Origin of the sequence: Ureibacillus sp. FSL K6-3587, from assembly GCF_038593165.1 — a bacterium.
Lineage (GTDB): Bacteria > Bacillota > Bacilli > Bacillales_A > Planococcaceae > Ureibacillus > Ureibacillus suwonensis.
On record NZ_CP151969.1, the window covers coordinates 3104728 to 3117365 of the forward strand.

Here is a 12638-nt window from a genome sequence, read left to right on the forward strand (position 1 = left end):
TTTAACCAACTCTCCCAACGGTGAAATAAAAGACGATAATGAACAAATTCACTAACAACGTAAATATCCAACTACTTGTTGAAAAATGAAGTTCTCTTGAAATGACTGCTGAATATCCATCTACACTTCTTGCATTTATCGCATTATTTAAGTCTTTCATTTCTTGAAATACCTTAATAAACAAAGCACTGATTATAAGTCCAATTGATTTGATAGAATTTAATAAAGAACTGTGACCTAACCTTGCTATTTGTGCAAGATAGATTGTCCTGCTGGAATCAAGAAATATAAATATAAATCGATACATTAATGCAATTAAATCCAATAAAGTAGTTGGTACTTTACAACACCTTAATCCATATAGAAAATCTTGAATCGTCGTAGATAAAATTAAAAAATACAAACAACTAATACTCGATAAAGCAACAACAAATAGCATCAATGCCTTTTCAACACTCGTTATCGAAATTGAAATCGTGACGGGACCAATAATAGATTGAAAAATGGCACCTTCTATAGGGTTAGTTGAAAAATTGAGTAAAATGACTAGTATACTTGAAATTAGAAATACCACTGGAATAAGCAATAACTTCAAATATAGACGAATCGGAACTTTTCCGATTATTAAAGTAATAACTGTCATGATGCAAAATATGAATATGGATGTAAGAACATTTTGAAATACGATATTCAATATTAATGGAATAAGAGAAAATCCCATTTTTTCGATTGGGTGTTTATTTCTTAAAGGTGATTGATAAGCGAAATATTCTAACATTCTCATTTCTGTATCTCTGCATTTCCGCCCCTATTCCGGCCTCGCATATATCCTATAAAGTAACCAATGAACCCTGCACCGATTGCTCCTTGTAGTACGAATAATAAACTTTCTATTTCACCACTAGGAGGCTCCCAAATACTTGAAAACCATGGTTCATAGGATTGGTTCAGTGCTGTAATTAATTCTTCCGCTTCTCCGTCTGCACCGCCGTATTCTGCATTTCCATTGAAAATCAGCGGGACAATCATTAAAAAAATGATCAAAACTAATAAAAGCATATTCTTTTTTAACATCTTACTTCACCTCCTGAGGTTTCTTTAGTACTTGAAGTAACTTTAATTCTCTTTCGTTGTATTTCAATAAGAAATTCATCACCATTACTGAAATCAATCCTTCAATAATTGCTAATGGTACCTGTGTAACAGCGAATACGCCAGCAAACTTTACAAATGAAGCGAAAATTCCACCAACTTCAGATGGAAAGGCTAGTGCAAGTTGAATAGATGTAATGACATATGTACCTAAATCTGCCAATGTTGCTGCTGAGAAAACTGCTAGAGTAAAGGGCAAACCGATCCTATTGAAGCCTTTAAATACTCCATAGGCGATAAAAGGTCCAGCAATCGCCATCGAAAACGCATTGGCGCCAAGCGTTGTTAAACCTCCATGGGCTAATAATAATGATTGGAATAATAACACGATGGTACCTAAAACACTCATTACAAATGGTCCAAATAATACGGTTCCTAACCCAACACCCGTAGGATGAGAACAACTTCCAGTAACCGAAGGAATCTTTAATGCGGATAATACAAAAGTGAATGCACCCGATAAACCTAGTAATAACTTCGTCTCAGCATTTCTCTTTACTAAACTACTCATTTTCTTTAATCCAATGATTAAAAAAGGGAATGTAAGGAGCCACCAAAATATTGCCCACTTGATTGGTAAAAAACCTTCCATGATATGCATAGCAAAAGCTGTATTAGGAATGATTAATAATACTACTAGAAAGTAAAGTATTTTGATTGAGACTTTCATAAAATTCCTCCTAAAATGAAAATTTGAAAATAAAAAAACACTGCCAAACTAGCAGTGTCCCACAATAAGACATAATAATCCAATCATGCCTATTCGTGTACCTATCCTCGTAGGACACTACCATCCACTCCATACGGCAGGTCTCCTGGCTTAGATTCATCGCTCCAAAATCGCCTTCCCATTTTCACAGTGGCATTTGATTTTGAGCTCCTCTTCACAGTGGCGGGACCGCACTAGATTTTCACTAGTTTCCCTATTAAGCTAATTTTCATTAGCACCGTATGGAATATTCAATTGTTGAAATTTAATTGCATTGTAGCATATAAATTCAAAAATTTCTATATCTTTGTAAATAGAATTAAAAATTTGACAACTCATTTTTTCTTTCAGCCATTACAAAATTAAGATTTTTGCTTTCTTTTGTATCAAAATAGATAACCTATTTAAAATTTTTAGAAAAAAGTAGTACAAACCGGGATTGCTTGTACTACAAATGTTCGTATTCATTGGATTATAGTGGAATATTTCCGTGTTTTTTCTTAGGTCTTGATTCTTCTTTATTTTCAAGCATTTCTAATCCTTGAATTAACTTAATGCGCGTTTCTCTTGGATCGATGACGTCATCCACCATTCCAAGTGAAGCAGCAACGTAAGGATTTGCGAATTTTTCTTTATATTCTTCAATTTTTTCTTGGCGTGTTTTTTCTGGATCTGGGGAATTGGCAATTTCGTTTGCAAAAATGATATTTGCCGCACCAGCAGCACCCATTACAGCGATTTCTGCATTTGGCCAAGCAAATACAAGGTCGGCACCGATGGATTTAGAGTTCAATGCCACGTATGCACCGCCGTATGCTTTACGTAAAATGACCGTAATTTTTGGCACTGTTGCTTCAGAATAAGCATACAAGATTTTTGCACCGTGACGGATGATACCGCCATGTTCTTGTTTAACGCCTGGGAAGAATCCTGACACGTCTTCAAATGTAATGATTGGAATATTGAATGCATCGCAAGTGCGAATGAATCTGGACGCTTTGTCGGATGAATCGATATCAAGTCCTCCAGCTAAAGCTTTAGGCTGGTTACATACAAGCCCTACTGAATAACCTCCAATGCGTGCAAATCCAACAACGATGTTTTTTGCAAATTCTGAATGCACTTCCATGAAGGAACCTTCATCCACCACTTGTTCCACCACTTTACGCACATCATATGGACGAGTTGGTTCGATTGGCACAACGTCAATTAATTCAGGACGCCAATCATCGCCTTCCGGACGTGGCAAGCGAGGTGCTTTTTCTTTATAGCTTTGCGGTAAGTAGCTTAACAATCTTCTGATTTGTTGGATTGCTTCTTCTTCGGATGGTGCACGGAAATGAGCGTTACCGCTGATGGAGTTATGCACTTTTGAACCGCCTAAATCTTCTGACGAAATTTTTTCTCCTGTTACCGCTTCAATTACTTTTGGTCCTGTAATGAACATTTGGGATGTTTTATCCACCATTAAAATAAAGTCTGTAATCGCTGGAGAATATACTGCCCCACCAGCACAAGGACCCATGATGACGGAAATTTGCGGAATCACTCCGGAATAAATGGAGTTGCGATAGAAAATATGACCATATCCGTCCAATGAAAGTACCCCTTCTTGGATGCGGGCACCACCAGAGTCGTTGATACCGATGAATGGCGCACCGTTTTTAGCAGCCAAATCCATCACTGTCGCAATTTTTTTCGCATGCATTTCACCTAGTGCTCCACCAAACACTGTGAAATCCTGAGCAAATAAGTATACAGGGCGTCCATTGACTTTACCATAACCTGTTACAACCCCGTCACCAGGTCCTTTTTGTTCGCCCAAGCCGAAATCCGTTACACGGTGCTCGATGAAAGGATTAATTTCCACGAATGTGCCTTCATCCAGCAATAATTCAATACGTTCGCGGGCAGTAAGTTTTCCTTTTTCATGCTGTTTGGCAATACGTTTGTCGCCACCGCCTAAATAAATCTCTCTTTTTCGGTCATACATTTCATCAATTTTGTCTAACATGTCCATTATTCATTAACCCCTTTTCCACTTTTTTCATATAGTTCATATAAAACTCCAAAACTGTCTTTTGGATGAATGAAACATGCTTCTGCCCCACCGGCAGCTGGAATTGGTTCTTCAGAAAGAAGACGTACTCCCTTTTCTTTTAATTCCGCCATTTTTTCGCGAATATTATCAACTTTGAAACAAATGTGCTGAATTCCTTCGCCGCGTTTTTCAATATGATTATAAATTGCTCCTTTTTCGCTTAACGGTTGCAACAATTCAATATGGACGTTACCGGCATCAATGAATGCCACACGCACATTTTGTGTTGGAACCTCTTCGATTCTTTCTAGTTTTAAACCTAACACTTCAGTATAATATTTCACTGATTCGTCTAGGTTTTTGACGGCTATACCTATATGATCGATATTTTCCATGATGACACCCCTTCTGTTATAGTACATAACCTATTGTAACGAATTTGCGAAAATTACGCTACGTACTTGAGAAATTTTTCAAATTTGATAAACTAAAAATATGAAAAAAAGGAGAGAGCGAGAAAATGAGCAATAAAAAAATTCAAAAAGTGGTCGTATATGCGATGATTGCAATTATGTTACTCTCAACATTGGCATTCGGATTGTCATTTTTCTAATAACCGGTAGCGATTACAAGTCAGTAATCGCTATTTTTTATTTCAAAAAAATTTTCCTCAACCATCTTTATACTGTATCATAACAGATCTATTTAAAAAATTTCCGTAAAATAATAAAATTATATGATTTCTGAAAATAGAGGACGCTTTTTCAAGAAAAATTACAAAATGCAGAATCCGCAATACTATTATTAAGAACATTTAGTATGCGGATTCTTTAATTGTTACATTAGACTTCGTCGCAATATTCCTCAAAATAAGCCTGCAAATTGGTAATGACAGACATTACATCATGCCCTTCAATCTCATGACGGCCGATATCCGCCACCACTTTGCCGTCTTTTAATAGAACAAAAGCCGGGGATGAAGGGATATGCTCTTCACCGAAATGCGCACGTGCCGCTGCTGTCGCTTCTTTATCTTGTCCCGCGAAAACGGTCACTAGATGATCAGGGCGTTTATCGTAATGAATTGCATTTGCTGCCGCTGGACGGGCGATGCCACCCGCGCAACCGCATACAGAGTTGATCATGACAAGGGTTGTTCCAGGACGTGCAAAGGCTTTTTCCACCTCTTCAGGCGTTCTTAATTGCTCATATCCCGCACTCTCTATTTCCGCACGGGCTGTTCTGATAATTTCCTGCATAAATAAATCGTAATCCATCATGTCATTCATTCTCCTTTCAACTATACATTTTAGCATAGAGGACTAAAGAGGTCATTGCAAATAAGAAAAGGAAGAACTGAAATGATCTTTCCATGGATTACGGTTTAATATCACCCAAAATCCGGAAATAATTGATGAATTCCTTGAGTAACCGTCAGTTTTCCTTGCAAAATTTCTTCTTCCAATTGCTTGACCAATTCTTTGTTTTCTTTCTTTCCGAAAAACGAATCGATTAAATGGTCATGAATCATGGAATAGAACCAATCGCTAGTCTGTTCCCTTCTTCTCGTATACCAATAACCGGATTCCTTCATTTGTTTTTCGAAGGATAATATCATTTCCCAAACTTCTTTTAATCCGGTTTTTTCATAGGAAGAGACGGCAAGGGCCTGGGATTCCCAACCAGGAGTGGATGGTTGCAAGAAATGCAAAATTTTCCGGTATTCCCGAACCGTATTTTTCGCTTTCTCCACATTGTCTCCATCCGCTTTATGGACAACAATTCCATCCGCCAATTCCATAATCCCTTTTTTCATTCCTTGCAGTTCGTCCCCTGCTCCGGTCAAAACAAGCAGAAGGAAAAAGTCCACCATTCCGCGCACATAGGTCTCACTTTGCCCTACTCCGACCGTTTCAATGAGGATCACGTCATATCCTGCCGCTTCGCATAGCAGCATCGTTTCTCTCGTTTTCTTATGCACACCGCCAAGAGTGCCGGCGCTTGGAGATGGGCGAACGAAAGCATTTTCATGCCGGCTCAAATTTTCCATCCGCGTTTTATCCCCTAAAACGCTTCCGCCGGAGATGCTGGAACTCGGGTCAATGGCAAGGACTGCGACCCTTTTTCCCATGTTGCAGAGCATTGTGCCGAAAGCTTCAATAAAAGTGCTTTTTCCTGCTCCTGGAACGCCGGTGATGCCGATCCGTACACTATTGCCTGTATAGGGGAGCAGCTCTTGCAACAGTTGTTGGGCCATAATTTTATGTTCCGGATTGGAGCTTTCGATCAATGTGATCGCTTTGGAAAGAGAAGTGCGCTTTGCTTCGCGCACTTCACCCGCTAATTGGTGTATATCAATTTGCTGTTTTTGCTTTTTACGAAACTTTTTTGGGGCGACATAAGTCATCCCGTCATGTTTGCTTTCAACGCCTTTCATGACATTCAAAGCAGTCTCTTCAGCGTTCTTTTCCTCCATCATTCGGACACTTCCTCATATCCTAAGCGTCGATAAATTTCTTCAATGATCTTAATGGCAGCGACAGGAATCACTGTACCTGGTCCGAAAATCGCAGATACGCCTTTTTTATACAGGAATTCATAATCTTGTGCAGGGATTACTCCGCCGACAACAACGATGATGTCTTCTCTACCCAATTTTTTCAATTCCTCTATCAATTCCGGCACTAATGTTTTGTGACCTGCTGCCAATGAAGACACACCTACGCAATGAACGTCATTTTCCACCGCCATTTGGGCCGCTTCTTGCGGAGTCAGGAATAATGGAGAAATATCCACATCGAAACCAAGATCCGCATAACCTGTTGCAACGACTTTCGCACCGCGGTCATGTCCGTCTTGTCCCATTTTGGCAATCAGGATCCGTGGACGACGGCCTTCATTTTCCAAGAATTCTTCCGTCATTTGTTTTACTTGTTCAATCAACTCATTGTCGGAGAAGTTGGATGAATATACGCCGGAAATGGAGCGAATCACTGCTTGGTGGCGTCCGCATACTTTTTCGATGGCGTCGGAAATTTCTCCAAGGGTTGCACGGGCTCTAGCTGCATCTACTGCAACCGCAAGCAGATTTTCTTCTCCAGTGGCAGCCGCTTTTGTTAGGCGCTCAAGATGTCTTTGCACTTCTTCTTCATTTCTTTCTGCCTTAATTTTATTAATACGTTCAATTTGTTTTTGACGTACAAGGGTATTATCGATATCCAAAATATCGATTGGTTCTTCGTAGTCTAGCGTATATTTGTTCACGCCGACGATCGTTTCCACTTTTGAATCGATTTTTGCTTGGCGTTTGGCGGCAGATTCTTCCACTTTCATTTTTGGTAAGCCTGTTTCGATGGCTTTTGCCATGCCGCCAAGGTCTTCGATTTCTTTAATTAATTCCCAAGCGCGTTTTGTCAACTCATCTGTCAATTTTTCAACATAGTAAGAACCGCCCCATGGATCGATGACTTTTGTCATCAATGTTTCTTCTTGCAAGAATAATTGCGTATTGCGGGCAATGCGGGCTGAGAAGTCTGTTGGCAACGCAATCGCTTCATCAAGGGCGTTTGTATGCAAGCTTTGCGTATGGCCCATTGCCGCAGCATTGGCTTCAATCAACGTACGTGTCACGTTGTTGAATGGATCTTGTTCTGTCAAAGACCAGCCGGAAGTTTGGGAGTGAGTTCTAAGTGCCAAACTTTTTGGATTTTTCGGATTGAATGTGCTCATCATTTGGGCCCAAATGCGGCGAGCGGCACGCATTTTCGCCACTTCCATGAAGTAGTTCATACCGATTCCCCAGAAGAAAGATAGTCTTGGTGCGAAGGAATCGATATCAATGCCAGCTTTTAAACCAGTTCGAACATATTCAAGTCCGTCTGCCAACGTGTAAGCCAACTCGATATCTGCTGTAGCCCCGGCTTCTTGGATATGATATCCGGAAATGGATATTGAGTTGAATTTTGGCATAAATTTACTAGTATACTCGAAAATATCCGCAATGATTTTCATTGACATTTCAGGAGGATATATGTACGTATTACGCACCATATACTCTTTCAAAATGTCGTTTTGGATTGTACCGGCAAGTTTTTCCGGTGTGACTCCCTGCTCTTCGGCCGCTACAATGTAGAAGGCCATAATCGGAATAACCGCCCCGTTCATTGTCATGGAAACGGACATTTGATCCAATGGAATACCGTCAAATAAAATTTTCATATCTTCAACGGAGTCGATTGCAACGCCCGCTTTCCCAACGTCCCCTTTTACGCGGGGATGATCGGAGTCGTAACCGCGGTGAGTAGGCAAGTCAAAGGCAACAGATAGACCTTTTTGCCCCATCGCCAGATTTCTGCGATAGAAAGCATTGGATTCTTCCGCTGTAGAGAATCCGGCATATTGGCGGACTGTCCAAGGACGGGCTACATACATTGTCGGATATGGTCCGCGCGTATTCGGAGCGATACCAGGGAAATCTTTCAAATGTTTCGCTTCTTTGATGTCATCATTAGAATAAAATTCTTTCACTTCAATTCCTTCGTTTGTTGTGAAGGTATGGGAAGGTTGAAGTTGTTCATTGTCCAATATTTCATGTATATTCACTGATTCAAAGTTGGCTTTCATCGTTGTACCTCCTTCAAGCTTTCAAGAAGTGCAGTGAGCTTCTCCACAATATTTTGGCCGAGATAGATAAATCCGTTTAATCCTTTAGATAGCCATTCTTGTTCCTCTTCAGGGAATTTGCCTGCAACATCCAAAATGACACTTTCTTTTTTGCCTTCCAATAAAGCAGGCACGATTTCTTTTGTTTGGTCATTTGTTGCGGCGATGACTACATAATCAGCATCCGTTTGTTGCAACCAATTTTTTGCTTCTTCAATGGATTCGATTTCTCCGGATTCCACTGGCACAACTCCGGCAGTCGCAAAGAATCCTTCCACAAAATCGGCACGCGGTTTGAAGTCTTTTAATTTTCCGAAAGTTAAGATGCCGATTTTTGGATTGGCTTTTGCGTATTGTTCACGGAGTGTTTCAAACGGCACAGCAAGTCGTTTAATGTCGGCATAAAGCGGATTTGTTTCCGTTTGCAGTTCATCCGCAGGGTTTGCATAAATGTTTGTACCAATTAATGAATGTTTTCTCGTTTCCACTTGTTGGATACGTGTTTTGTAAACTTCTTCTAATGCTGATTGAAGTTTTCCGGATTTTTCGAACTCGTCGATGCCGCCTGCTTCTTGAATTTGAAGGAATAATTCCCAAGCTTTTTCCACATATTCTCTTGTCAATGTTTCAATGAAATAAGAACCGCCTGCAGGATCCAATACATCATCCACAAAAGATTCTTCTTTTAACACCAATACAACGTTTCTGGCAATACGGATGGATTGATCCGTAGGTTTAGTCAATACATCATATGGGTAAACAGTAATTGCATCCGCACCGCCAATCAATGCGGCAAATGCCTCGTTGCCGGCACGCAATAAATTCACGTAAATATCGTATTTTGAGAAACTGCGTAGAGACGTTTCAGCAAGTACCGGAACCGGAACCGCCTCTGCGTTGTAAGCCTTTGCAAAAGCTTTCCATAAAACTTTAAATGCTCTCAATTTTGCGATTTCTTGGAAAAAGTGCGTATCAATGGCGAAATGAACGAAAAATTTATTGACAAAGGATTCAAAGGATTCAGACTTCTCCGCATACTTTGCAGCATGAGCTAAACTAAGAGCCAATTCCTGCACAACATGCGCGCCCTCATAATGGTATGGAACCGTGTCAGCCGCAAATGTGCGCACATTCGGATAACCTTCAAGTTCAACTGCATCTTTTGCAATAACATAACCTTTTACTTTTTCCCGATCCGCTTCAGGAATTTTTGAGAATACATCTAAAATGCGGTCACTTTCGACAAGCAATTTAAATGGAGTTTCCACCAAGTATTTCGCAAGTTCGTTTAAATTTTCATCATTCCACTCAAGCACTCTGCTATCGATTGTAATGATGCCGTTTCCTCTTTCGACACTGTCTTTCAAACGGTCAAAAAATTGTTCTTCATTATCCCCGTAAATAGTTTGAGCCGCTTGTACAGAATCGGATGCTTTTAAAGAACGGATTGTGGAAACTTGTTTTTCCAATTCATCCCTCAATTTTTCTATTAACATTTCTTGTGTATACAACGGTTGTAAAGTGATTCCCTCGATTGTCTTCGTGAAAAGTGATTCAAATGGCTTCCCCTTTAATGACTTTATTGCTGTTTCTTTCCACTCGTCATAACTAACAGTAGGAAATTCAATTTCATTCATGTTGTTTGACATAGTTGTCGCTAAACAGCTTCCCCCTTTTTTCTTTTATTATAATTTTTATAATTCTTATAATACATTAGAAACCTTGTCCAATAAAGTACAAAAATAAAAGAAAGCCTTGATTTGCAAGGCTTCCAAGAATTATTAATAAACTGTTTTTTCAAAATAATTCGTTTTTTCAAGAATATTTTTTACTCTATTAAGAAATTTGCCACAAACGTATCCATCTAAAATTCGATGGTCGATCGATAAGCATAAATTCACCATATCCCGGATGGCTATCATATTATCGATGATGACCGGCCTTTTTACAATGGCTTCCACTTGCAAAATGGCGGCTTGCGGATAGTTGATAATGCCCATGGATTGGACAGAACCGAAAGACCCTGTATTATTGACCGTAAAAGTTCCGCCTTGGATATGTTCGCTCTTTAATGTGCCATTCCGCACGTGTTGGGATAGTTCATGGATTTCCTTGGCAATTCCTTTGATGGATTTATCGTCCGCATTTTTAATGACCGGCACATAAAGGGCATCTTCAGTTGCAACGGCAATGGAAATATTAATATCCTTCTTCTGGATAATTTTATCTCCGGCCCAAACGGAATTGAGCATCGGAAACTCTTTTAACGCTTGTGCAACGGCATTGACAAAAAAGGCGAAATAAGTAAGATTGAAACCTTCTTTTTCTTTGAATTGCTGCTTGATGGAGTCACGGTACCGGACTAAATTTGTCACGTCCACTTCCATCATCAACCAGGCGTGTGGAATTTCCTGTTTGCTTCTCACCATGTTATTGGCAATGGAGCGTCGAATGGCTGAGACAGGAATTTCCACATCTCCGGCATTCTTTTCAATTTGAATTGGTTTTGATGCCGCTTCCGCTTTGGCCGGAATCGTTTTATGGGACTCTGCAGCTGCCGCTTCCGTTTCCTTTGCGACGGAAAATTGGCTTCCATCTTTCCGGGACTCGATAAACTTGAGTATATCTTTTCTCGTAATGCGGCCGTTTAATCCGGTTCCCGTCACTTGTTCCAAATCAATGTTATATTCGCCCGCCAGTTTCAATACTGCTGGAGAATAACGGTTTTTCTGCTTCGGAATGAGTTCGCCATAATCCGGCTCATTGATTTTCACTTTTGCATCGGAATTCGTCGCATTGCGAATGGCCTGGCTGATGTTTGATTGTTTTTCTTCCACAACTTCAATCGTACAGATGACGGTTCCGACAGGATATGTTTCCCCTTCGTTTCCGATCAGTTCTTTCACAATACCGGTGAATGAGGAAGGCACTTCCGCATTCACTTTATCTGTCAATACTTCCGCCAATGGGTCGTATTTTTTTACAAAATCTCCTGGCTTCACTAGCCATTTTTCAATTGTTCCTTCTGTAACACTTTCCCCCAATTGGGGCATGATGACTTTTTCTACAGACATATGGATTCCCCCCCTTTAAAAAGCGGCCAATTCCCGCATCGCCCGTTCGATTTTTTCAGGACTGATCATGAAATATCTTTCCATGGTTGGTGCATAAGGCATTGCTGGAACATCCGGCCCAGCGAGTCTCATAATAGGTGCATCCAAATCAAATAAACAATGTTCCGCAATGATGGCTGCCACTTCGCTCATGACGCTGCCTTCTTTATTGTCTTCCGTCACAAGGAGCACTTTCCCGGTTCTGGTTGCCGCTTCAATAATCGCTTCCTTATCTAAAGGATAGACAGTCCGCAAATCCAAAAGATGGACGCTGATTCCGTCATCCTGCAGTCGTTCGGCTGCCTGGAGGGCATAATTGACGCAAAGGCCATACGTTATAACGGTAATATCGTCCCCCTCCCTTTTTACATCCGCCTTCCCGATCGGAATCACGTAGTCATCGAGCGGCACTTCCCCTTTAATTAACCGGTAGGCCCGCTTATGTTCAAAGAATAAAACCGGATCTTCATCCCGGATGCTTGCTTTTAGCAATCCTTTTGCGTCATAAGGAGTCGAAGGGATGACAATTTTCAGACCGGGTGTATTGGCAAATAATGCTTCCACAGATTGGGAATGATATAATGCGCCGTGGATCCCTCCACCGTACGGGGCGCGAACGACAATCGGGCAATTCCAATCATTATTGGAACGATAACGGATTTTCGCCGCTTCCGATACAATCTGGTTTACCGCCGGAAGGATGAAATCGGCAAATTGCATTTCCGCAATCGGGCGCATTCCCACCATTGCAGCCCCAATCGCCACACCGGCGATGGCACTCTCAGAAAGGGGAGTATCCAACACCCGCCATTCACCAAATTGTTCGTACAATCCCTGGGTCGCTTTAAACACTCCGCCTTTTTTTCCGACATCTTCGCCCAAAATGAAAACTTTCTCATCTCTTTCCATTTCTTCCTTCATCGCCAAGTGTATCGCTTCAATGAAAGATAATACCGCCATC

The 12638-nt window shown here is 40.7% G+C and carries 12 protein-coding genes and 1 riboswitch; of the genes, 1 reads left to right on the forward strand and 11 read right to left on the reverse strand.

Going from position 1 to position 12638, the window contains the following annotated elements; all coding sequences use genetic code 11:
- Nucleotide 1: 1 nt before the first annotated feature.
- From cbiQ to mce, 5 genes are all read right to left on the reverse strand, one after another.
- Complete coding sequence (gene cbiQ / locus NSS77_RS15300) at nt 2-784, reverse strand: cobalt ECF transporter T component CbiQ (RefSeq protein ID WP_342469510.1); 783 nt, start codon at nt 782-784, stop codon at nt 2-4.
- On the reverse strand, nt 781-1074 hold the full coding sequence (locus NSS77_RS15305) for an energy-coupling factor ABC transporter substrate-binding protein (RefSeq protein WP_342469511.1): 294 nt from the start codon (nt 1072-1074) through the stop codon (nt 781-783). Before NSS77_RS15305 ends, cbiQ begins: the two co-directional genes overlap by 4 nt.
- 1 nt (nt 1075) lies before the next feature.
- Nucleotides 1076-1822: an energy-coupling factor ABC transporter permease gene (locus NSS77_RS15310; RefSeq protein ID WP_342469512.1), complete on the reverse strand. Its 747-nt coding sequence runs from the start codon at nt 1820-1822 to the stop codon at nt 1076-1078.
- 117 nt (nt 1823-1939) lie between these two features.
- Nucleotides 1940-2119: riboswitch (cobalamin riboswitch) on the reverse strand.
- Nucleotides 2120-2333: 214 nt separating this feature from the next.
- Nucleotides 2334-3881 (reverse strand): acyl-CoA carboxylase subunit beta, encoded by a 1548-nt coding sequence (locus NSS77_RS15315; protein ID WP_342469513.1) that lies wholly within the window; start codon nt 3879-3881, stop codon nt 2334-2336.
- Complete coding sequence (gene mce, locus NSS77_RS15320) at nt 3881-4297, reverse strand: methylmalonyl-CoA epimerase (protein ID WP_342469514.1); 417 nt, start codon at nt 4295-4297, stop codon at nt 3881-3883. Before mce ends, NSS77_RS15315 begins: the two co-directional genes overlap by 1 nt.
- A gap of 125 nt (nt 4298-4422) precedes the next feature.
- Here mce and prli42 point away from each other — a divergent pair, with 125 nt between their 5' ends.
- Nucleotides 4423-4515, forward strand: a complete 93-nt coding sequence (gene prli42, locus NSS77_RS15325) for a stressosome-associated protein Prli42 (RefSeq protein ID WP_342469515.1) — start codon at nt 4423-4425, stop codon at nt 4513-4515.
- A gap of 229 nt (nt 4516-4744) precedes the next feature.
- Here prli42 and NSS77_RS15330 read toward each other — a convergent pair whose 3' ends face one another.
- From NSS77_RS15330 to NSS77_RS15355, 6 genes are all read right to left on the reverse strand, one after another.
- The gene (locus tag NSS77_RS15330) at nt 4745-5191 is read right to left on the reverse strand and encodes a BrxA/BrxB family bacilliredoxin (RefSeq protein WP_342469516.1); all 447 of its coding nucleotides are present in this window, start codon (nt 5189-5191) and stop codon (nt 4745-4747) included.
- A 101-nt stretch (nt 5192-5292) separates the two neighbouring features.
- Nucleotides 5293-6381 (reverse strand): methylmalonyl Co-A mutase-associated GTPase MeaB, encoded by a 1089-nt coding sequence (meaB, locus tag NSS77_RS15335; protein ID WP_342469517.1) that lies wholly within the window; start codon nt 6379-6381, stop codon nt 5293-5295.
- The gene (gene scpA, locus NSS77_RS15340; protein ID WP_342469518.1) at nt 6378-8525 is read right to left on the reverse strand and encodes a methylmalonyl-CoA mutase; all 2148 of its coding nucleotides are present in this window, start codon (nt 8523-8525) and stop codon (nt 6378-6380) included. Before scpA ends, meaB begins: the two co-directional genes overlap by 4 nt.
- Nucleotides 8522-10213 carry a methylmalonyl-CoA mutase family protein gene (locus NSS77_RS15345; RefSeq protein ID WP_342469519.1) on the reverse strand — a complete coding sequence of 564 codons (1692 nt, stop codon included), beginning with the start codon at nt 10211-10213 and terminating at the stop codon, nt 8522-8524. Before NSS77_RS15345 ends, scpA begins: the two co-directional genes overlap by 4 nt.
- A gap of 132 nt (nt 10214-10345) precedes the next feature.
- Nucleotides 10346-11638: a dihydrolipoamide acetyltransferase family protein gene (locus NSS77_RS15350; RefSeq protein WP_342469520.1), complete on the reverse strand. Its 1293-nt coding sequence runs from the start codon at nt 11636-11638 to the stop codon at nt 10346-10348.
- A gap of 15 nt (nt 11639-11653) precedes the next feature.
- The gene (locus tag NSS77_RS15355; RefSeq protein WP_342469521.1) at nt 11654-12637 is read right to left on the reverse strand and encodes an alpha-ketoacid dehydrogenase subunit beta; all 984 of its coding nucleotides are present in this window, start codon (nt 12635-12637) and stop codon (nt 11654-11656) included.
- Between the last annotated feature and the right edge of the window lies 1 nt (nt 12638).

Coding starts and splice junctions, on each gene's coding strand:
- prli42 (WP_342469515.1), top strand. CDS start 4,423: ATGAGCAATAAAAAAATTCAAAAAGTGGTCGTATATGCGATGATTGCA.
- NSS77_RS15330 (WP_342469516.1), bottom strand. CDS start 5,191: ATGAATGACATGATGGATTACGATTTATTTATGCAGGAAATTATCAGA.
- NSS77_RS15315 (WP_342469513.1), bottom strand. CDS start 3,881: ATGGACATGTTAGACAAAATTGATGAAATGTATGACCGAAAAAGAGAG.
- cbiQ (WP_342469510.1), bottom strand. CDS start 784: ATGAGAATGTTAGAATATTTCGCTTATCAATCACCTTTAAGAAATAAA.
- meaB (WP_342469517.1), bottom strand. CDS start 6,381: ATGATGGAGGAAAAGAACGCTGAAGAGACTGCTTTGAATGTCATGAAA.
- scpA (WP_342469518.1), bottom strand. CDS start 8,525: ATGAAAGCCAACTTTGAATCAGTGAATATACATGAAATATTGGACAAT.
- NSS77_RS15310 (WP_342469512.1), bottom strand. CDS start 1,822: ATGAAAGTCTCAATCAAAATACTTTACTTTCTAGTAGTATTATTAATC.
- mce (WP_342469514.1), bottom strand. CDS start 4,297: ATGGAAAATATCGATCATATAGGTATAGCCGTCAAAAACCTAGACGAA.
- NSS77_RS15350 (WP_342469520.1), bottom strand. CDS start 11,638: ATGTCTGTAGAAAAAGTCATCATGCCCCAATTGGGGGAAAGTGTTACA.
- NSS77_RS15355 (WP_342469521.1), bottom strand. CDS start 12,637: ATGGCGGTATTATCTTTCATTGAAGCGATACACTTGGCGATGAAGGAA.
- NSS77_RS15305 (WP_342469511.1), bottom strand. CDS start 1,074: ATGTTAAAAAAGAATATGCTTTTATTAGTTTTGATCATTTTTTTAATG.
- NSS77_RS15345 (WP_342469519.1), bottom strand. CDS start 10,213: ATGTCAAACAACATGAATGAAATTGAATTTCCTACTGTTAGTTATGAC.